Source organism: Micromonospora sp. WMMA2032 (assembly GCF_002688545.1).
GTDB lineage: Bacteria > Actinomycetota > Actinomycetes > Mycobacteriales > Micromonosporaceae > Micromonospora > Micromonospora sediminicola.
Map to the genome: position 1 here is coordinate 4694266 of NZ_CP024052.1, position 19165 is coordinate 4713430.

The following is a 19165-nucleotide window of genomic DNA, read 5'->3' on the forward strand; positions in this document are numbered from 1 at the left end:
TGACGTCAGATCCGCTTGCCGGTGGTGGCGTGGAAGACGTGGTTGCGCCCGGCACGCGGCTTGACGAACACGGTGTCACCCATGTTCGGCATGCTGCGCCGGTCGGTGCGAACCACGAACCGCTCGTTGTGGCCCTCCAGCGCGGCGTGGCCGTAGATGTTGGCGTCGGAGCCCAGGTCCTCGACCAGCTCGACCACGACCGGCATGCCGCCCTCGGACGGGCTCACCAGGTCGCAGTCCTCCGGACGGAAGCCGACGGTCACCTTGCCGTCGCCGCCCTCGGCCCGGGCCGCCGCGACCTGCTCGCGGGTCAGCGGCACGGTCATCTCGGCGAACGCGGCGCCCTGCTCGGCCAGCGGCACCGTCTTGATGTTCATGGCCGGGGAGCCCATGAAGCCGGCGACGAAGACGTTGGCCGGGGTGTCGTAGAGCGCCCGCGGGGTGTCCACCTGCTGGAGCACGCCGTCCAGCATGACCGCCACCCGGTGACCCATGGTCATGGCCTCGACCTGGTCGTGGGTGACGTAGACCGTGGTGACGCCGAGCTTCGCCTGGAGCGAGGCGATCTGCGTACGGGTCTGGACGCGCAGCTTGGCGTCGAGGTTCGACAGCGGCTCGTCCATGAGGAAGACCTGCGGCTCGCGGACGATCGCGCGGCCCATGGCGACACGCTGGCGCTGACCGCCGGAGAGCGCCTTCGGCTTGCGGCTGAGGAACTCCTCCAGCTGGAGCAGCCCGGCCGCCTCCTTGACCCGCCGGTCGATCTCCGACTTCGAGGTCTTGCGCAGCTTGAGGGCGAACGCCATGTTCTCGTACACCGTCATGTGCGGGTAGAGGGCGTAGTTCTGGAAGACCATCGCGATGTCGCGGGCCTTCGGCGGGAGGTGGGTGACGTCCCGGTCGTCGATGTAGATCGCGCCGTCGTCGACGTCCTCCAGGCCGGCGAGCATCCGCAGGCTGGTGGACTTGCCGCAGCCGGACGGGCCGACCAGGACGAGGAACTCCCCGTCACCGATCTGGAGGTCGAGCTGGTTGACGGCGGGGCGCTCGGTGCCCGGATAGATCCGGGACGCCTTCGCGTAGGTGACCGTAGCCATGATGGAGCGCTTCCTTTCACCGGCAGGAACGTGCCGGACGATCCGAGTGAAGGAGCGACCGGCGCCCAAGGCACCGGCCAACGGGGTCGTCGCCCGGGCAGCCGAGGCCGGCCGGAGTGTCGTCCGTGTCACTGCACCGTAAACGGCTTTCGCGGCCGTGCCAAGACGAGGAGCAGCGGGTGGGACGGACGGCATACACATTTCGGTCACCCGGGCACGGCGAGGCATCAATCTCCCCGCCCGAAGCGCGTCAGACCGACGATCCGTCGGCGCGGCCGGTCGGGAAATTGACGTTTTCCGTGCTCGGGAGCCCTGCCAGGCGGGATTTCCGGAGGCCACTCGCTATGCTGAGCCCGTCACACGCGCCCCTGTAGCTCAGCTGGCCAGAGCACTCGCCTTGTAAGCGAGATGTCGCCGGTTCGATCCCGGCCGGGGGCTCCAATTCCACAAGGCGATGCCGGCCGGTGGCCGTCGTGATCCCTCCGGTTGACAGCAACGCTGACAGCAACGGGGGTCACGACAGCCGTCCGTCGAGCTTGCCGAGCGCCTGGCGCATCGCGTCGAGGTTGGCGTGAGCGTAGACCTTGAGCGTGACCTTGACGTCGGCGTGCCGGGCGATGGCTTGGACAACGTGCGGGGGCACGCCCAGCTCCATCAGCAGGGAAACGACCGTGTGCCGTAGGTCGTGCAGCCGGACGCCGGGTAGGCCGGCGGTTTCCCGGAGCCTGGCGAAGGAGCGGCTGAGGTTGGTCGGCTCCATCGGCGTACCGCGCTCGGAGGGGAAGACGGGCCCCTGATCCTCCCAGACCTCGGAGAGGGCGGCCCGCTCCGCCTGCTGGCGCTCCCGGTGCTCCATCAATGTGAGCAAGGGCCGCGTGAGCGCGGCCCCACCCGGCGCACTCGGCCTGCTGGCGGCCTCCGGCCGGCATCGGCCGGCACGCCGGGCGGGATTGGGATAGGCACGATCTATGGATAGCCATGCCATGACGATCGCGTGCGGATTGGCCACCGTCGAGGGCAGGGCAATCGCTGCCGCGCCGCTACGCGGCTTGCCAGTGATGGCCAGCCCCATTGGGGAAGATCAGATAGACAGCCGAAGCCCCTGATGGGCGGGCCGGCGAGAGGGTAGATCCGACTCTTCGAGTGGCTGGCGGTACGGCGATGTGGTGGTCCGTAGATTCTGCACTTCTTCAAGGCGGCCCGCAACGGGCCGCACGCGCCGCCGCCTGGGCGCGCGCTGGCCGCTGCCGCTGTCGCTCCGCGGCCGTCACGCCTGACGCCCGGCGGCTGGCGCGGACAGCGAGAAGCCCGGTGGGCCGCCGCAGAACGACAGGCCGTTGACCGGCGAGGGTTGGGCCGGCAGCCGGGCGGGCCGCGCGGCCACGAGCCCGCGCGGCGTAGGGGAGCGGACGCCGGCCGCGTCGGCGAGCTGGCGGCGGTCGCGGGGTTGCGGTTACTGCGCCTCCGGCGGGGGCGCTCCGGCTCCAGGATGGCCGGGGCTCCGCCGGCGGGTCACGGTCCGTGCGTGGTTGCGGTAGGCCACCCGCCCGCAATCGACCCGGGCAAGCCGAGCAGACCACCGCCCGACCCACCAGCGTCCGTACGAGCGGTCAAGGTCCGCTTGACGCGGCGGGCCGGGCGGCGGCCCGCTCCCTAGGAGGGCGGGTCGACGGCGGAGGGGATGGCAGCGTTGTATGGATGCGGCAGAATCATCGGGTCGCCACTCTTGCCAAACGTGTCCCAGTCACCTGGAGTAAGCCAAGTGACATAGGAACGTGTCGGCGTCCTACGGGACGAGGCGGACAGCAACCATCGAGCGGGGAGTGCAGTACGTGAAGATCGCCCAGGGCGAACTGGAATCGAGATTGTGGGACGCCGCGGACGCTCTTCGCGGTCCGGTCGACCCCGCTGACTTCAAGACTTACGTCTTCCCGATGCTGTTCTGGAAGTGGATCAGCGACACATGGGAACATGAGCACGCGGCCGCGGTCGACGAGTGGGGTGCCAGCCTCAACGATGAGATAGAGGCCGACTACCACCGCTTCGTCGTTCCAGCCGGCACTCTATGGTCCGAGGTTACGGTCAAGGCCGACAACATCGGCGCTCGGATCAGCAAAGCCCTGGGCAAGATCGAGCAAGCGAACCCCGCCACCCTTGCCAACATCTTCGGCGACGCCGCCTGGGGCAACAAGGACCGGCTTCCCGAAGCAGCTCTAGTGGCCCTCATCAACGCCTTTAACAGCGTCCCCCTTGACCCCGACAGTGTCAGCCATGACGCGCTCGGCCACGCTTATGAGTACCTGCTAAAGGAATTCGCGGAAGCATCAGGCAAGAAGGCAGGGGAATTCTTCACACCACCGACCGTCGTGCACCTACTGGTTGCCATCCTGCGACCCCAGCCCAAGGAAACCGTCTACGACCCGGCTTGTGGCTCTGGCGGGATGCTCGTAGAGACCATCAACGCCATCGAGGCCGCCGGCGGAGACCCCCGTGAGGTTCGGCTGTTCGGTCAGGAAGTTAATCTGACCACTTCGGCGATCGCCCGGATGAACTTGGCCTTTCACCGCACTGTGGACTCGGAGATTCGCCGCGGCGACACCTTGCGCGAGCCGAAGTTCTGGGCCTCCAACGGAACCCACCAACGCTTCGACGTGGTGCTCGCCAATCCGCCTTTTAGCCTCGCAAACTGGGGTGCCGACGTCTGGCGCGCAGACCCGCGCTCCCTCTGCGGGGTACCCCCAGCAAAGAATGGCGACTTTGCGTGGATCCAACACATGATCTGTTCGATGAAGGAGAACACCGGCCGCGTCGGTGTCGTCATGCCCCACGGCGTCCTCTTCCGCGGCGGCGCCGAGGCGAAGATCCGCCAGTGCCTCATCGAGCGCGACGAGTTGGAGGCCGTTATCAGCCTGCCGCCTAACCTTTTTTACTCGACCTCCATCCCGGCGTGCCTGCTCATCTTCCGTTCGACTAAGCCCGAGGAGCGGCGCAACCACGTCCTGTTCGTCGACGGGTCCGCCCGGTTTACAAAGGGCAAGAAGCAGAACGTCATGTCAGACGCCGAGATGCAGGCCATCCTGGATGCATACCGAACCGGCGAGGCTCCGGACGGCCCCGACGACGTGAAGGTCCGTCTAGTGCCCTTCGGTGAAATCAAAGCCAACGACTTCGACCTGAACATCGGTCGCTACGTCCGCGCCGCGACTGAAGAGGCCGCTGACCTCGATAGCGCCCTTAAGGCGTACACAGAGGCCCGCACCGCTCGGCTGCACGCCGAGCAGCACATGTTCGAGAAGCTTCGTTCCTTTGGGATCGAGGTGCCGGGTGAGTGAATGGGCCGAGGTGACATTGAGCGAGGTCCTGAGTCCGACCAGTCGCCCACAGTCGGTGGCGGACGTCCACGAGGTACCGTTCGCAGGCGTGCGGTGGTATGCCGAGGGTGTCTATCCTCGTGCAACCGAGGATGCTTCCTCGGTGAAAACCAAAACACTGAACCGCCTCGACGTAGATGACATCACCTACAATCGCATGTGGGCCACTAAGGCTGCCTTCGGCGTCGTGGGCCCTGATGCGGCGGGATGCCTGGTAACCACCGACTTTCCCATCTTCCGAGCCGATAACACCCGCCTGCTGCCCGCCTACATGCGCCTTCTGTTCTCGACACGGAACTTTCAGCAACAGGCCTCGCTGCTCGCGGTCGGCACGACGGAGCGTCGGAGGCTGAAGGAGCCTGATTTCCTGAAGATCCGGGTCACCCTGCCGTCCGTTCATGAGCAGCGCCGCATGATTGCCCTGATAGCTGCGGTCGATACAGCTGTCACTTCACTGCGTGCCGAGATACGAGCGGTTGTCGACGTCGCCCAGCGGATTGCAGACGCCGCCTTCTCGTTCGCGGCAAGCACTGGGCACCTCTCCTCGGTGGGTGCCGTCACCAGCAAGGTTCAGAACGGCGTTATGTATAAGCGCGGCGCCGCGGAGGGAGGCTGGCCGGTAACCCGCATCGAGACCATGTCGACTGGCCGTATCAACCTGCTTCGCACCGGTCGCGCAGGCTTCACGGACGCCAATGCGAAGAACTTCGTTCTGGCCGAGGGTGACATCCTGTTCAGCAACAAGAACAGCCTCGATCGCGTCGGGGCGACCGCGTTTGTCCGCGCGGGGGATTTGCCATTGATTAATGGCGACAACATCCTGCAACTGCGGGCTGACGGAGTGAAGCCGACCTACCTGTTCGTGCTACTGCGATCTCGTCAGATGCGTGACGCCATTCGCCGCGTGACGCGCCCTGCGGTGAATCAGGCAAGTGTGAACGCCGGGCAAGTCAGGGCATTGCCAGTTCCCGTGATAGACGAGCAGCATCAGGAGAGAATCGGAGAGCAGTACATGGCTGCTCTGAACTTGGTCGAGCGCGTGGAATCCGAAATGACCGCTCTTCGCTCCTTCCGCTCCACGCTTCTTAGTTCCCTGCTGTCTCAGTCCATCTCGGTTACTGACTCGTACGACAGTCGGCAGGAGCAAGGCATGGAGACAGTCTCGTGAGTGGGTTCTCGGAGTCCTCGACAGTTCAGAAGTGGCTGGTCGACCGGCTCGGCGGCCTCGGCTGGGATCACGTCCCCGGCAAGGAGTTGCCGCGCGCCAAGACCGAGGTGCTCGCCGAGGAGTGGCTAATCCAGGCGCTCGAGACGCTAAATCGGGAGATCCAGGGCGTGCCGGAGCGCGTGGACGAGGTGCTTCCGCTAGTCCGAATGGGTGTGCTGTCGGCGGCGAATGAGGGTCTCGTCGCGGCGAACGAGCAGATGACGACGCTGCTGCGCGGGAACCGGACGGTCAAGTACATCGGAATTGACGAGTACGTGCCGCTACGGCTGATTGACTTCGACAGCCCGAGCAATAACAGGCTAGTCGTGTCGGATGAGGTGACCTTCGGGCCACCTGGCAAGGAGCGCCGCTTCGACGTCGTGTTGTGGGTCAACGGCATCCCGGTCGTGGTGATCGAGACAAAGACCCCGGTGAAGTCGGCGGTGTCTTGGCTGAACGGGGCCCGAGACCTCGCGAACGTCTACACGGTTCAGCACCCATCGTTCTTCGCGACGAATGTGCTGCTGGCCGCCACGGAGGGTAGGGAGTTTCATTACGGCGCTGTGGGCCAGCCGCCGGAGGAGTGGCTGATCTGGGGATCGACGGCCGACCCGTTTGACCTCGATGGATTCGCCCGGGTCGAGCGGACGGTGGATCTGCTGCTGACCCCGTCGCGGGTGTTGTCAGTGCTTCGGGACTTTACCCTGTTTGAGCAGCCGCACGGCGGGGCGAAGCGGAAGTTGTTGCCGCGCTACCCGCAGGTTGAGGGGGCCGAGGAGATCCACTCGAAGGTGGTGCGTGGCCGACCGAGTGGTCTGATCGAGCATTATCAGGGTACTGGCAAGACTCTCCTGATGGCGTTTGCAGCGCTCATGCTTATCAATGATGAGCGTGTAGGTGGGCCGACGGTGCTGGTGGTTCTCGACCGGCTGGACCTGATTGAGCAGGTGGAGCGTCAGTTCCGCACCGCCGGGCTGCCGCGCGTGTCGGTGGCGGAAACGAAGAAGGACCTGAGGCGGGTGCTGCGCGAGGACCACAGGGGGATCGTGCTTACGACGATCTTCCGATTCGAGCGCGAGGACAAGAGCCAACCGGCGTCGGCGCTGAACGACCGCGCGAACATCGTGGTACTGGTCGACGAGGCTCATCGCACCACCGAAGGCTCCCTCGGTGACGACATGCGCGCAGCTTTGCCAAATGCGAGGTTCTTCGGGTTGACCGGCACGCCGATCTCGGACAAGGACCGCAACACATTCAAGTTGTTTGGCGACCCTGAGGATCAGGGGTACGTCATGAATCGCTACACCGCCGAACGGTCCATCTTCGACGGCGCGTCGGTGCCCATCCATGTCGAGACCCGCCTCGTCAACTCCCACCTAGACAAGATCGCCTTGGATGAGGCGTTCGAGGAGATGGCGAGCGAGGAGGCGTTGACCGACGAGCAGCGGGAGTTCCTCGCAGGCAAGGCTGCGCGCGTTAAGACAATCCTGATGAACTCCGAGCGGATCCGTGCGGTGTGTACGGACATCGTCGAGCACTTCACCGCCAAGGTCGCTCCGCTTGGTATGAAGGCTCAGGTAGTCGCCTACGACCGCGAACTCGTCGTCGCCTACGAGACCGAATTGAAGCGTGTGTTGGCCAACCGTGGCCTGCCGTACGATGTCCAAGTCGTCATGAGCGTCGGCACCAGCAAAGACGAGCCTACAGCGTGGACGGCCTATGACCTGACCCGCGAGCAGGAGGCTCAAGTCAAGCGCCGCTTCAACGACGAGAACGATCCTCTCGCGTTTGTTGTGGTCACCTCGAAGCTGCTCACCGGCTTCGACGCGCCGATCCTGTTTGCTCAATACCTCGACAAGCCGCTACGCCGCCACACCCTCTTCCAGGCCATCACCCGGCCGAACCGGCGCTACACGAACCGGAAGACCCGGCAGGAGAAGCGCTACGGTCTCGTCGTTGACTACATCGGCCTCGGCCAGCAGATCGCCCAGGCGCTTAAGGCAGCAGACCCGGAAACAGGCGGCAAACGAAAGGTCGACGTCGACGATCTGGCGGCCGAGTTTGAGGCCCGCCTGACGGCCATTCTGTCACCGCGCTTCGACGGCATCGACCGCAACGACTCCGGCTTCGCCGCGTTGCAAAACGCCATGCAGCGGCTCGCCGCTGCAGACGAGCGAGATGCGTTCGCCCGAGTGTTCACCGGTCTGCAGACACTCTGGGAGTTCCTGTACCCGGCGCCGGTGCTTGCCGCGCACAAGCACGATTACTCCTGGCTGGCGAAGGTCTACGAGGCCGTTAAGCCAACGGGTGTCTCCAATGATCTATTGTGGGCGCGACTCGGAGCGAAGACCCTCGACCTGGTGCACGGCCACATTACCGACGTCGTCGTCGTCGGTACCGGTCTCGAAGAAGTCGTCGTGGATCCGGCCGCCATCGAGGCGATGCGCGAACTAGCCGAACAAGGGGGCTTCAACTTCGGCGGCAACGACCGCGACTTCGCCGAAGAGCCCATCACCCTGGCGGAAGTACTCGATACCATCGACACCCGCATCAAGCGCCGCTTCGAAGCCACCGGTGCAGCGGTGTACAGAAGCCTCGCCGAAAAGATTGACCAGCTCCGGGCGCAGGCCATCAAGAAGGCCGAGGACTCTGTCGAGTACCTGAAGAAGGCCCTCGAAGTAGCCAAACTGGCTGTCCAGGCTGAGCGCCTCGAAGGCGAGGGCCGACTCGACGAGGCAGAACGCCTACTGGATCCCAACATCGGCGCGCTGACCCAGATCGTGGAGACCTACAAGCCGGAAGGAACCCCAGTTATCGTTGAAGAGGTCGTTAAGGCCATTGACTCGATCGTGAAGGAAGTCCGGTTCACTGGCTGGAACGAGACCCAGGAGGGCGACAAGATCGTCCGCAAGCAGCTCCGCCTCGTCCTAGGCCGATACGGACTTCCAGCGACAGGGCCCCTGTTCGACAATGCCTACGCGTACGTCAGCGAGAACTACTGATGGCCAATGCCTGATCCCCGTGGTCGTCACACCAAGGGCAGGACCGCGGGGAACGACAGCCGCTGACACTGACCGACCACGCCGACCTAGCCCGGCGGATGTAGATGCTCACCGCCATGTGCTCCATCGACCGACATAGGCGATGGGCGAGGCGGGTGGCCGTCGAGCCGACGGGCGAGGGCAAGATCCGGACTATACGCGGCATGATCATGGCGGACGTGGAACGGGCGGGTCCTGTTGCGCTGTTGGAAGGCCCAGCGGCCGATGAAGCGCTAGCTGCTTCCTAAACCGTGAGCCGGTCGACCTGGCTACTCAGGCACGCCGTCGGTCAGATGCAGGTGGCTGAGGTTAGGCGAGAAGGCAGCAACATGGTTAGGGGTTCCGTGGTGCGGCTTGCTTGGTCGGAAGCGACCGGCCGCCACGGCCTGGTCTTAACAGCCGACCCCTACGGGGTACTCGCTCAGAGTGCCCGACGAGTCCGTCAGCTTCAGACCGGAACACACCGGAAGCGAAACGAGCGTTCGAGCCGTGAAAGACCCACACCGTGGAGGTCGCTGCGCCGCACGGGTCAGGGCTGGCGGGTGGCTGCACGGCCAGAGTATGCCTGCGGAGTCAGCCGGCGTGCGGCCCGTACCAGCCGACAGGATCGCAGCGGAGGTAGCTGTCGACAGCAACGGCGACAGTAACCGGCCCGGACGAGGACGCCCATCGACGGAAGCGTGCGGACAATCGTCCAAGGTCGCGAACGCCTACAGACGACGCCGGACGACCTACATAGAGCTTGTAAGCGAGATGTCGCCGGTTCGATCCCGGCCGGGGGCTCCAGTTCCATCAGGCGACCCGGGCCGTCTCGCGCGCCGGGCCGCCGGTGGCGTCCTCCTCCGGCAGGCGCCCCGCCCGGCGGTGCCGGAGCCGGAACGTGAGCGCGAAGAGCAGCGACACCGCCACAGCCGTGAGGCCGAACGCGGCGGCCATGGTCGCCGTGCGGGTACCGCCCCAGACCGCCCCGGCGGCGCCGGCCCCGCCGACGCACGCGGCGCCGACGATCGCGCGCCAGGTCAGCACCAGTGGCACGACGCCCGACGTCCGACCGACCGCGGCGCAGACGATCAGGACGGCCACCCCGACGACGGTGGGCCACATCATCCAGCCGGCATCGGTGGAGCCGTCGTCGACGGCGAGCCAGCGCAGGAACAGCACGCACCAGGGCGGGTATACCGCGAGGAGCACCAGGGTCGCCGCGCCCCGGCGGCGGATCCGCCGGTCCAGTCCGGCGCTGTGCCGCGCCGGCGCGCTGCTCGGGTCGACGGTGAGCGCCCGCCGGTAGAGCTCGCGGAACCGGGCCACGTCGCGGTCGACGGTGAGCACGTTGACGGCGAGCAGGTTCAGCCCTTCGGGATCGTCCGGGGCGAGTTCGACCGCGCGCCGCGCGTCGGCGTACGACTCCCGGTGCCGGCCCAGCAGGTGCCGGGCCAGCGCCCGGTACCGCCAGGCCACCGTGTCGCCGGGGTCGATGTCGATCGCGCGACCGGCCGCGTCGATCGCGGCGTGCTGGTCACCCAGGCCGATGAGCGCACCGGCCAGTCGACGCCACGCGAGGCTGTCGTCGGGGTGGGTCCGCAGGTGCGCGCGCAGCAGCGTGACCGCGGGCTTGAACTCCTTGGCGAGGACCAGGTCGCGGGCGCGCGCGACGGCGTCCTCGACCGGGGCGGACTTCGACTCCAACGCGGCTGCTCCTCGGCGGGATGATCGGCGAGCACCGAAGTATCACCCGGCGGCTGCGGGGTCGGACGGCGGGGACGTCGAGTGGGTCACCTCCACCTGACGGATCTGGTCCAGCAAGGCGTGGTGGTCGGCCTCCCTGGTGACGGTGTCCACCGGCACGTCGTTCAGGACGGTCTCGCCGCCGAGGGTGCTGGCCCAGACGCGCTCGGCATCGCCGTCGTCGGCCCGTCGGCCCCTGGCGGTCAATTCGCCCCGGCCGTTCTCGGCGTGGGCGAGCAGTTCCTTGACCAGGGGGCAGTCGCTGTCGATGCCGACCCGGCCCCGCAGGTCCAAGGTCGCCATGTCGCCGTTGGCCTGCCGGAGCAGATGGAGCAGCCCGTCCACCCTCGGCGGCGCCACCGGTCCGTCCTCGAAGCGGAATCGCACGCGGGTGACCACGTCGACGGTCTGCCGCCAGTCGGAGAAGCGTGTCTCGCCGGTCAGCGAACGGACGTCCCATTCGTCCGTGGTCGCGTTGCGGAGGATGGAACGCAACGCCCCGGTGAACGACATGACCCTGATGTCCCGGCGGATCTGGAAGATCACCACGAGATCGGCAAGGCGGAGGGCGAAGGGAGCGGCCATCCCGTCGGCCACGGCGCTGGGCGTGAAGTCCTGGGTCCGGTCGTCCCACAGGTCCACGTCCACCTGCTTCTGGAAACCGAGGCGCCCGTAGACGATCCCGTCCCGGACGCTCGTCCGGCCCACCCGCCAGAGCCGACCGTAGCGCTCCTCCCGTAAGCCAGGCTGGAGTGCGTCCAGCACCTGATTCGCGGGAGTCCGGAAGAGGTTGAGCTGGCCGGGAGGGACAATCCTGGCGCGGGCGACCCGACCCCTGGGGTGTGGGGGCATAGCCCGATCTTAGAGCGAAAAGCGTCGATTTTATAGACGCTGTGTCACTGACAGGAAACTCTGTGTGGCGCGGGGTGCCTGACGCCCCGCGCCACACCTGCGGATCAGCCCCAGTTCTGCGGGGCCGGCTGCCGGGTGGTCGCGTTGATCCGGTTGAAGAAGTTGGTGGTGGCGATCCAGAGCACCAACGCCGCCAGTTCCTTCTCCCCGAAGTGCCGGGCCGCCTCGGTCCACACCGCGTCCGGCACCGCGTCGCCGCGGTCGGCGAGACGGGTGGCGTGCTCGGCCAGGTCGAGCGCGGCCCGCTCGGCGTCGGTGAAGTACGGCGTCTCCCGCCACGCCGCCACCGCGAACAGCCGCTCCTCGGTCTCGCCGTTCTTGCGGGCGCCGCGCGCCCCCGAGTCGACGCAAGCGCTGCATCCGTTGATCTGGCTGGCCCGCAGGTGGACCAGCTCCAACGTGCCGCCGGGCACGCCGGCCGAGTGCGCGGCCCGGTAGAGCAGGTTGACCGCCTTGACGGTGTCCGGGAGCAGCGCGGCCGGGTTCGGCATGCGGGCTTCGAGGCTCATGGTCGTCCGTCCTGTCCTTGTAGGCTGGGCGGCGTCCGTTCGCCGCCCTCGCCCGTCTGTCGAGATCCGGGCCGGTGGTGTGACGGATGTGACGGCGATCACGCGGCGGTGAAGGGCGGGGGGTCGTGACCGACGCGGACCTGGTGGCCCGGCGCTTCGAGGAGCAGCGGCCCCGCCTGCGGGCGGTGGCCCACCGGATGCTCGGCTCGGCCGCCGAGGCGGACGACGCGGTGCAGGACGCCTGGCTGCGGCTGAACCGGGCCGACATTCCCGGGATCGACAACCTGCCGGGCTGGCTGACCACCACCGTCGGCCGGGTCTGCCTGGACCGGTTGCGGTCGGCCGGGCATCGGCACGAGGAGACCGTCGACGCGGTGGGCGAGGAGCCCTCGACCGTGCCGGAGCCGGAGCAGGAGGCGCTGCTCGCCGAGCGGGTCGGGCACGCGCTCCAGGTCGTGCTGAGCACGCTCGGCCCCACCGAGCGGCTGGTGTTCGTGCTGCACGACATGTTCGCCGTCTCCTTCGAGGAGATCGCGCCGGTGGTCGACCGCAGCGCCCCGGCGGTACGGCAGATCGCCGGCCGGGCCCGTCGCCGGGTGCAGGGCCGTTCCGCCGATCCGGTGACCGACCCGGCCCGGCAGCGTCGGGTCGTCGAGGCGTTCCTCGCCGCGTCCCGGGAGGGTCGCTTCGACGACCTGGTCGCGCTGCTCGACCCGCACGTGGTGCTGCGGGAGGACGCCGCCGCCGTACGGATGGGTGGCAGCGCCGAGGTCCGTGGCTCGTCGGCGGTGGCCGGCTTCTTCAACGGTCGGGCGCAGGCGGCGGTGCCCGCCTGGGTCGACGGGGCGGCCGGCGCGGTGGTGGTGCTCGACGGCCGGATCCGACTCGCGCTCAGCTTCGCCGTCACCGACCGGATCATCGGCATCGAGGTGGTGGCCGACCCGGACCAACTCGCCGACCTCGACCTGGTGGTCGCCGGATGAGTCGGGCGACCGAGGAGTCCAACCGGGCCATGCTGCGGGCCCGGGACGCGATGGACCGGGCGTACGCGCAGCCGCTGGACATCCCCGCGCTGGCCCGGATCGCGCACGTCTCCGAGTCGCACTTCATCCGGACGTTCCGGGCCACCTTCGGCGAGACGCCGCACCGCTACCTGCAGCGGCGTCGGGTCGAGCGGGCCATGTCCCTGCTGTTGGAGACCGACCGCGACGTCACCGACATCTGCCTCGCGGTCGGCTTCACCAGCCTCGGCACGTTCAGCCGGACGTTCCGCGACATCGTCGGGGAGTCGCCCCGCGATTTCCGGCGGCGCCGGTCCGCCGCCGCGAACGTGCCGAGCTGCTTCGCCAAATCCTGGACCAGACCCAGCAGTTTTGGATAAGCAGCAGGTCAGGGCGGTGCTCTAGCGTCGACGGCATGACGATGACTTCGATTTCCCGCTCGCAGATCTACGTGCTCGACCAGGACGAGGCGCTCGACTTCTACGTCGGCAAGCTGGGCATGGAGGTGAACACCGACCAGGATCTCGGCTTCATGCGCTGGCTGACCGTGAACGTGCCGGGTGACGCCGAGCGGGAGATCCTGCTGGAGAAGCCCGGCCCGCCGGCGCTGGACCCGAAGACCGCCGAGCAGGTCCGCGAGCTGCTCACCAAGGGCGCCGCCGGTGGCTTCCTGTTCCTGACCACTGACGACGCGCACAAGACGTACGCGGATCTGGTGGCCAAGGGGGTCGAGGTGACCGACGAGCCGACCGACCGGCCGTACGGGATCGACTTCGGGATCCGGGACCCGTTCGGCAACCGGATCCGGATCGGCCAGATGCACCCGCGGGAGCAGTGGGCGAACGGCTGACCACGGGGCTGCGGGGTCGGGGAGCGACCGACTAGGGTCGGCCACTCCCGATCCTGAAGGGGTGACCGATGGCGAGCCGCCTGTTGTTCCTGGCCCGGCACGGCGAGCAGGAGGAGACCGGGACGGAGGCCCCGGAGGTCGGTCTCTCCGCCCGGGGCCGGCGGCAGGCGACGCTGCTCGGCGAGCGGCTGCGGGGCGCGCGCATCGACGCCGTGCACCACGGGCCGTTGGCCCGGGCCGCGGAGACCGCCGCGCTGGTCGCGAAGGAGCTGCCGGGTGTTCCGGTCCACGAGGACGAGCGGGCCGGCGACCACATGCCGCACGACACCGACCCGACCGGCCTGCCGGCGCGGTACGCCGCGTTCCTCGCCGAGTTCACCGACGCGGAACGGCGAAACGGGCCGCGCGTGACGGCGGAGGCGGTGGCCCGGTTCGCCACCGCCCCCGCCGAGGGCGACGTCCGGGAGCTGGTGATCACGCACAACTTCCTGGTCGCCTGGCTGGTCCGGCACGCGCTGGAGGCGCCGGAGCGCCGCTGGATCGGGCTCAACCACGCCAACTGCGCGCTGACCGTGATCCGCTACAGCGACGCCGGCCCGCCGACGGTGGTCGCGCTGAACGACGCCGCCCACCTGCCGGCCGACCTGCGCGCCACCGGCTTCCCCGACGACTACCGGTTCTGACACCCGAACCACGCCCGCCTCGCGGAATGACGTGCGAGGCGGGCGGCGCGCCCGACGGGTCAGCCGCGGAGCTTGACCACGGCTTCGGCGAGCGCGCGGGCCGACTGCGGGTTCTGGCCGGTGACCAGGCGGCCGTCGACCACCACGTGCTCGGTGAAGTTCGGCGCCGGGACGTGCTGCGCGCCGGCCTCGGTGAGCTTGTCGGCGAGCAGGAACGGCACCTCGTCGGTGAGGCCGACGGCCGCCTCCTCGTCGTTGGTGAAACCGGCCACCCGCTTGCCGGCGATCAGCCGCGAGCCGTCGGAGAGGGTGAGGTTCACCAGCGCCGACGGGCCGTGGCAGACGGCGGCCACCACGCCGCCGCGCTCGTAGACCCCGCGGGCGATCCGGGCCAGGTCCGGGTCGTCGGGGAAGTCCCACATGGTGCCGTGGCCGCCGGCGAAGACGATCACGTCGTAGCCGTCCGGGTCCACGGTCGCGGCCTTCGGGGTGTCCGTCACGCCGGCCGTCGCCAGGAAGTCGTTCTGGGTCCGGTCGTCGGTGTCCCGGCCGTCGACCGGCGGCTCGCCGCCGGCCACGGACACCAGGTCGACGTCGTACCCGGCGGCCCGGAAGACCTCCCACGGCTCGGCGGCCTCGCCGACGTAGTAGCCGGTCTTGCGGCCGGTGGCACCGAGTTCGGAGTGGCTGGTCAGGGCGATGAGTGCACGAGTCATGCCACCATGCTGGCGCGCTGATCCATAGCTGACCAATAGGCAAGAGTCACGTCGGCGATAGGTTTGCTGATGTGAAGGTGTCCCTGGACCTGCTCCGCAGCTTCCTCGCCGTGCACCGGGCCGGGTCGGTCACCGGCGCGGCCGAGCTGTTGGGTGTGGCGCAGCCCACGGTGACCGCGCAACTGCGCGCGCTGGAGGAGGCGGTCGGTCGGCCGCTCTTCGACCGACTGCCGCGCGGTGTCACCCCGACCGCCGCCGGGGACGAGCTGGCCCGCCGGGTGGCCGAGCCGCTGGACCGGCTGGCGGCCGTGCTGACCGACGAGCCGGGTGCCGCGTACGCCCGGACGGTCTTCCTCGGCGGGCCGGCCGAGCTGCTCGCGGAGCGGGTGCTGCCGGCGCTGGGCGGGCTGGTGGCCGAGGGGCTGGAGCTGCGGGTCGCGGCCGGGCTGCCGGATCGGCTGCTGGACGACCTGGTGGCCGGCCGGCTCGACCTGGCGGTGACCAGCGTGCGGCCGCGTCGGCGGGGGGTGGTGGTGGAGCCGCTCTACGACGAGGAGTTCGTGCTGGTGGCGGCACCGGCCTGGGCCGATCGGCTACCGGACCCGGTGACCCCGGCGGCGCTGCGGGACGTGCCGCTGGTCGCCTACGGGGAGGAGGCGCCGATCCTGCGCCGGTACTGGCGGACCGTCTTCGACACCCGGCTCACCCGCACGCCGAGCCTGGTCGTGGCGGACCTGCGGGCGGTCCGGGCGGCGGTGGTGGCCGGTGCGGGGGCGAGCGTGCTGCCCGCGTACCTCTGCCGGGGTGAGCTGGCCTCCGGCGCGGTGCGGGCGCTGCTCGCGCCGCCGGTGCCCCCGCTCAACACGCTCTTCCTCGCGGCGCGGCCGGCGGTGGCCGGCCGGCGCGAGGTCCAGGCCGTGCGCCGGGCGTTGCTGGCGGCGGCGCCCGGCTGGTGAGCGGGCGGGTCAGCCGGTGGCGCGGGTGAGCAGGTCGACCACCTCGGCGGTGGCGGCCGGCGGGGTGGCCTGCGGCGGGCAGTCCACGTAGGAGCTGGTGGTCGGCCCGATGGTGAGCTGGTAGCTGAACGCGTCGGCGCACATGGTCGCCGGCACGGTGACGGCGGCCTCGGCGGTGAGCCGGGGGTCGGCGGCGAGCCGCCGCAACCGGTCGAGGTCCGCCTCGGAGAGCCGGCCCTCGCGTTCGGCGCCGGCCCGGTCGGTGGTCGTCCAGGTGCCGTCCGCGTGCACGGTGATGGTGTCGGTGAGCCCGGCGATGCCGCCCGAGCGCACGAGCACCACCTCGACGCCGGGCAGTGACGTGACGGCCGGGCCGACGCGCGCCGGTGAGTCGGTCCGGGCGCAGCCGGCGAGCGGGATCAGGAGGGCGGCGACGGCGGCCGCCACGGCGGGGGCTGCTCTCATGCCGGATCGGACGCACGGCGAGGCCACCCGGTTCCGGACCACCGCGTCCTCCTCATCCGTTCGGTCAGTGTCTTGGACGGGAAGCCGTCGACCTCTTTCACGTTCTTCGATGTATCGCTATATCTACATCAGTGACTACCCCCGTCACAACTTCGCCTTCGGAGGAGGGCCCGTGAAAAGATCCGTCGCCGCCGTCAGCGCAGCGCTGCTCACCAGCGGCGTGCTGACCTGCGTCACCACCACGGCGCACGCGGCAGCGCCCAGCGCCCCCAGCCCCGAGCCCGCCGCCGCGGCCCGGGCCGACAGCCTGGTCCGTGCCAACCCCGGCGCCGTCCAGGGCGCCAGCGGGGAGGCCTACCAGGCCGTCCGCACCAAGGTCGACCCTTCGGGGGCGGCGCACACCCGCTACTCCCGGACCTACCGTGGCCTGCGGGTCTACGGCGGTGACTTCGTCGTCCACACCGCCCCGAACGGCACCATGACCGGCACCTCGGTCGGCCTGTCCGCCCCGCTCACCCTGGGCACCACCGCCAAGGTGGGCGCGTCCGCGGCCAAGGCCAGCGCGCGCAAGGCGTTCTCCGGCACCCTCACCTCGATCGGCGCGCCGGAGCTGTTCGTCGACGCCAGCAGCGGCAAGGGCCGGCTGGCCTGGGAGACGGTCGCCACCGGGTGGAAGGCGGACAAGCAGACGCCGTCGAAGCTGCACGTGGTCACCGACGCCAGCACCGGCAAGGTGATCGGCTCGTACGACGAGATCGAGTCGGTGGTCGGCAGCGGCCAGGGCATCTACACCGGCACGGTCAGCATCGACACGACGCTCTCCGGCAGCACCTACCAGATGATCGACCCGTCGCACGGCAACGGCCGGACCTGCGACATGAACAACGGGACCTCGACCTGCACCACGTTCACCGACGCGGACAACGCGTGGGGCAACGGCGCCACCTCCAACCGGCAGTCCGCCGGCGTGGACGCCCACTTCGGCGCCGCCAAGACGTTCGACTACTTCAAGAACGTGCACGGCCGCAACGGCATCTTCGGCAACGGGCAGGGCGTGCCGAGCCGGGTGCACTACGGCAACAACTACGTCAACGCCTTCTGGGACGGGTCCCAGATGACCTACGGCGACGGCTCGGGCAACTCCCGCCCGCTGGTCTCGCTGGACGTCGCCGGGCACGAGATGAGCCACGGCGTCACCGAGGCGCTGGCCGGGCTGGTCTACTCCGGTGAGTCCGGTGGCCTGAACGAGGCCACCAGCGACATCTTCGGCAACATGGTGGAGTTCTACGCCGCCGCGCCGAGCGACCCGGGCGACTACCAGGTCGGTGAGAAGATCAACATCAACGGCAACGGTACGCCGCTGCGCTACATGTACAACCCGTCGCTGGACGGCTCGTCCGACTCCTGCTGGTCCACCAGCACGAAGAACAAGGACGTGCACTACTCCTCCGGCGTCGGCAACCACTTCTTCTTCAACCTCGCCGAGGGCACCGGCTCCACCGCGTACGGCACCTCGCCGGTCTGCGGCTCGGCCCCGGCGGTGACCGGCATCGGTCGCGCCAAGGCGGAGAAGATCTGGTACCGGGCGCTCGACGTGTACTTCACCTCGAACACCTCGTACGTCAACAACACCACCCCGTCGAACACCGCCCGGGCGTACACCCTGAAGGCGGCGACCGACCTGTACGGCAACTGCTCGACCGAGTACAAGGCCGTCCAGGCGGCGTGGACCGCGGTGAACGTGGCCGGCAACGACGCCCCGTGCAGCTCCACCGGCAACGACTTCTCCGTCTCGCTCTCCCCGACCGCCGGCTCGGTGACCCAGGGCGGGTCCGCCACCGCCACCGTCGCCACCGCCACCACCAACGGGGCCGCGCAGACCGTGACGTTCTCCGCGTCCGGCCTGCCGACCGGCGCCACCGCGTCGTTCAGCCCCGCCTCGGTGACCTCGGGCGGCTCGTCCACCCTCACCATCGCCACCAGCGCGAGCACCCCGACCGGCACCTACTCGGTGACGGTCACCGGCAGCGCCGCGTCGGGCACGAAGACCGCGACCTACTCGCTGACCGTCACCGGCACCGGCGGCGGCTGCACCGGCGCGGGTCAGAAGCTCGGCAACCCGGGCTTCGAGTCCGGCAACACGGTCTGGTCCGCCAGCTCCGGCGTGATCGGGCAGTACGGCTCCCAGGGCCAGCCCACCCACGGCGGGACCTGGAACGCCTGGCTGGACGGCTACGGCAGCACCCACACCGACACGCTCTCGCAGTCGGTGAGCCTGCCGTCGGGCTGCTCGACGTACAACTTCAGCTTCTGGCTGCACATCGACTCGGCGGAGACCACCTCGAGCGTGCAGTACGACAAGCTGACCGTGCAGGTGCTCAGCTCCTCCGGCTCCGTGCTGGCGACGCTGGCGACCTACTCGAACCTGAACAAGGCCAGCGGCTACAGCCAGAAGTCGTTCTCCCTGGCCTCGTACGCCGGGCAGACGGTGACCCTGAAGTTCACCGGCACCGAGGACAGCTCGCTGCAGACCTCGTTCGTCGTGGACGACACCGCGGTCAACGTCTCCTGACCTGACCGCCCGACCCCGGGGCCCGGCGGCCACCCCACGCGGGTGGTCACCGGGCCCCTC

16 protein-coding genes and 1 tRNA gene are annotated in these 19165 nt (G+C 68.9%); 10 read left to right on the plus strand and 7 right to left on the minus strand.

Translation table 11 applies throughout. The annotated features are described in order from the left end of the window. Nucleotides 1–5: 5 nt before the first annotated feature. On the minus strand, nucleotides 6–1097 hold the full coding sequence (locus CO540_RS21725) for an ABC transporter ATP-binding protein (RefSeq protein ID WP_099163439.1): 1092 nt from the start codon (nucleotides 1095–1097) through the stop codon (nucleotides 6–8). 364 nt (nucleotides 1098–1461) lie between these two features. Between CO540_RS21725 and CO540_RS21730 the strand changes: the two genes are divergently transcribed. Continuing rightward, nucleotides 1462–1538 (plus strand) — tRNA-Thr (locus CO540_RS21730). Nucleotides 1539–1611: 73 nt separating this feature from the next. Here the strand turns inward: CO540_RS21730 and CO540_RS31055 are convergent. Continuing rightward, a complete protein-coding gene (locus CO540_RS31055; RefSeq protein WP_253866142.1) occupies nucleotides 1612–2169 on the minus strand; it encodes a tyrosine-type recombinase/integrase in 558 nt (185 codons plus the stop codon). A gap of 760 nt (nucleotides 2170–2929) precedes the next feature. Between CO540_RS31055 and CO540_RS21740 the strand changes: the two genes are divergently transcribed. Genes CO540_RS21740 through CO540_RS21750 form a run of 3 tightly spaced genes read left to right on the plus strand, consistent with a single transcriptional unit; the run spans nucleotide 2930 to nucleotide 8677 of the window. Next, the gene (locus tag CO540_RS21740; RefSeq protein WP_216642295.1) at nucleotides 2930–4429 is read left to right on the plus strand and encodes a class I SAM-dependent DNA methyltransferase; all 1500 of its coding nucleotides are present in this window, start codon (nucleotides 2930–2932) and stop codon (nucleotides 4427–4429) included. Continuing rightward, nucleotides 4422–5636: a hypothetical protein gene (locus CO540_RS21745; protein WP_157779170.1), complete on the plus strand. Its 1215-nt coding sequence runs from the start codon at nucleotides 4422–4424 to the stop codon at nucleotides 5634–5636. The genes CO540_RS21740 and CO540_RS21745 overlap by 8 nt, the downstream gene beginning before the upstream one ends. Then, complete coding sequence (locus CO540_RS21750) at nucleotides 5633–8677, plus strand: type I restriction endonuclease subunit R (RefSeq protein WP_099163441.1); 3045 nt, start codon at nucleotides 5633–5635, stop codon at nucleotides 8675–8677. Before CO540_RS21745 ends, CO540_RS21750 begins: the two co-directional genes overlap by 4 nt. Nucleotides 8678–9508: 831 nt before the next feature. Here the strand turns inward: CO540_RS21750 and CO540_RS21760 are convergent. The 3 genes from CO540_RS21760 to CO540_RS21770 all read right to left on the minus strand — a co-directional run bounded on the left by CO540_RS21760 (nucleotide 9509) and on the right by CO540_RS21770 (nucleotide 11862). After that, nucleotides 9509–10402: a tetratricopeptide repeat protein gene (locus tag CO540_RS21760; RefSeq protein ID WP_099163443.1), complete on the minus strand. Its 894-nt coding sequence runs from the start codon at nucleotides 10400–10402 to the stop codon at nucleotides 9509–9511. 42 nt (nucleotides 10403–10444) lie between these two features. Beyond that, nucleotides 10445–11149, minus strand: coding sequence for a hypothetical protein (locus CO540_RS21765; protein ID WP_099163444.1), 705 nt, complete (start codon nucleotides 11147–11149; stop codon nucleotides 10445–10447). 248 nt (nucleotides 11150–11397) lie between these two features. After that, entirely contained in the window at nucleotides 11398–11862 is a 465-nt protein-coding gene (locus CO540_RS21770; protein WP_216642296.1) for a carboxymuconolactone decarboxylase family protein, read from the minus strand. A 125-nt stretch (nucleotides 11863–11987) separates the two neighbouring features. On the opposite strand from CO540_RS21770, the gene CO540_RS21775 reads away from it, so the two are divergent. The 4 genes from CO540_RS21775 (at nucleotide 11988) to CO540_RS21790 (ending at nucleotide 14396) form a co-directional block, all read left to right on the plus strand. Next, nucleotides 11988–12845 (plus strand): sigma-70 family RNA polymerase sigma factor, encoded by an 858-nt coding sequence (locus tag CO540_RS21775; protein WP_099163446.1) that lies wholly within the window; start codon nucleotides 11988–11990, stop codon nucleotides 12843–12845. Further along, complete coding sequence (locus CO540_RS21780) at nucleotides 12842–13243, plus strand: helix-turn-helix domain-containing protein (RefSeq protein WP_091568979.1); 402 nt, start codon at nucleotides 12842–12844, stop codon at nucleotides 13241–13243. The genes CO540_RS21775 and CO540_RS21780 overlap by 4 nt, the downstream gene beginning before the upstream one ends. Before the next feature lie 35 nt (nucleotides 13244–13278). Continuing rightward, nucleotides 13279–13713 carry a VOC family protein gene (locus CO540_RS21785; protein WP_091568982.1) on the plus strand — a complete coding sequence of 145 codons (435 nt, stop codon included), beginning with the start codon at nucleotides 13279–13281 and terminating at the stop codon, nucleotides 13711–13713. Between the two features lie 68 nt (nucleotides 13714–13781). Beyond that, a complete protein-coding gene (locus tag CO540_RS21790) occupies nucleotides 13782–14396 on the plus strand; it encodes a histidine phosphatase family protein (RefSeq protein ID WP_099163447.1) in 615 nt (204 codons plus the stop codon). Between the two features lie 59 nt (nucleotides 14397–14455). Here the strand turns inward: CO540_RS21790 and CO540_RS21795 are convergent, their stop codons facing one another. Next, the gene (locus CO540_RS21795; RefSeq protein ID WP_099163448.1) at nucleotides 14456–15112 is read right to left on the minus strand and encodes a type 1 glutamine amidotransferase domain-containing protein; all 657 of its coding nucleotides are present in this window, start codon (nucleotides 15110–15112) and stop codon (nucleotides 14456–14458) included. 71 nt (nucleotides 15113–15183) lie between these two features. Here CO540_RS21795 and CO540_RS21800 point away from each other — a divergent pair, with 71 nt between their 5' ends. Beyond that, nucleotides 15184–16068 carry a LysR family transcriptional regulator gene (locus CO540_RS21800; RefSeq protein WP_099163449.1) on the plus strand — a complete coding sequence of 295 codons (885 nt, stop codon included), beginning with the start codon at nucleotides 15184–15186 and terminating at the stop codon, nucleotides 16066–16068. A gap of 9 nt (nucleotides 16069–16077) precedes the next feature. Here the strand turns inward: CO540_RS21800 and CO540_RS21805 are convergent, their stop codons facing one another. Further along, the gene (locus tag CO540_RS21805) at nucleotides 16078–16533 is read right to left on the minus strand and encodes a protealysin inhibitor emfourin (protein WP_157779171.1); all 456 of its coding nucleotides are present in this window, start codon (nucleotides 16531–16533) and stop codon (nucleotides 16078–16080) included. Nucleotides 16534–16705: 172 nt separating this feature from the next. Between CO540_RS21805 and CO540_RS21810 the strand changes: the two genes are divergently transcribed. After that, nucleotides 16706–19105, plus strand: a complete 2400-nt coding sequence (locus CO540_RS21810; protein WP_099163451.1) for a M4 family metallopeptidase — start codon at nucleotides 16706–16708, stop codon at nucleotides 19103–19105. Nucleotides 19106–19165: the final 60 nt, after the last annotated feature.

Bases quoted from the DNA above. Each gene is read 5' to 3' on its own strand.
- CO540_RS21725 (WP_099163439.1), bottom strand. From the start codon at position 1,097: ATGGCTACGGTCACCTACGCGAAGGCGTCCCGGATCTATCCGGGCACC.
- CO540_RS31055 (WP_253866142.1), bottom strand. From the start codon at position 2,169: ATGGGGCTGGCCATCACTGGCAAGCCGCGTAGCGGCGCGGCAGCGATT.
- CO540_RS21770 (WP_216642296.1), bottom strand. From the start codon at position 11,862: ATGAGCCTCGAAGCCCGCATGCCGAACCCGGCCGCGCTGCTCCCGGAC.
- CO540_RS21780 (WP_091568979.1), top strand. From the start codon at position 12,842: ATGAGTCGGGCGACCGAGGAGTCCAACCGGGCCATGCTGCGGGCCCGG.
- CO540_RS21785 (WP_091568982.1), top strand. From the start codon at position 13,279: ATGACGATGACTTCGATTTCCCGCTCGCAGATCTACGTGCTCGACCAG.
- CO540_RS21790 (WP_099163447.1), top strand. From the start codon at position 13,782: ATGGCGAGCCGCCTGTTGTTCCTGGCCCGGCACGGCGAGCAGGAGGAG.
- CO540_RS21795 (WP_099163448.1), bottom strand. From the start codon at position 15,112: ATGACTCGTGCACTCATCGCCCTGACCAGCCACTCCGAACTCGGTGCC.
- CO540_RS21805 (WP_157779171.1), bottom strand. From the start codon at position 16,533: ATGAGAGCAGCCCCCGCCGTGGCGGCCGCCGTCGCCGCCCTCCTGATC.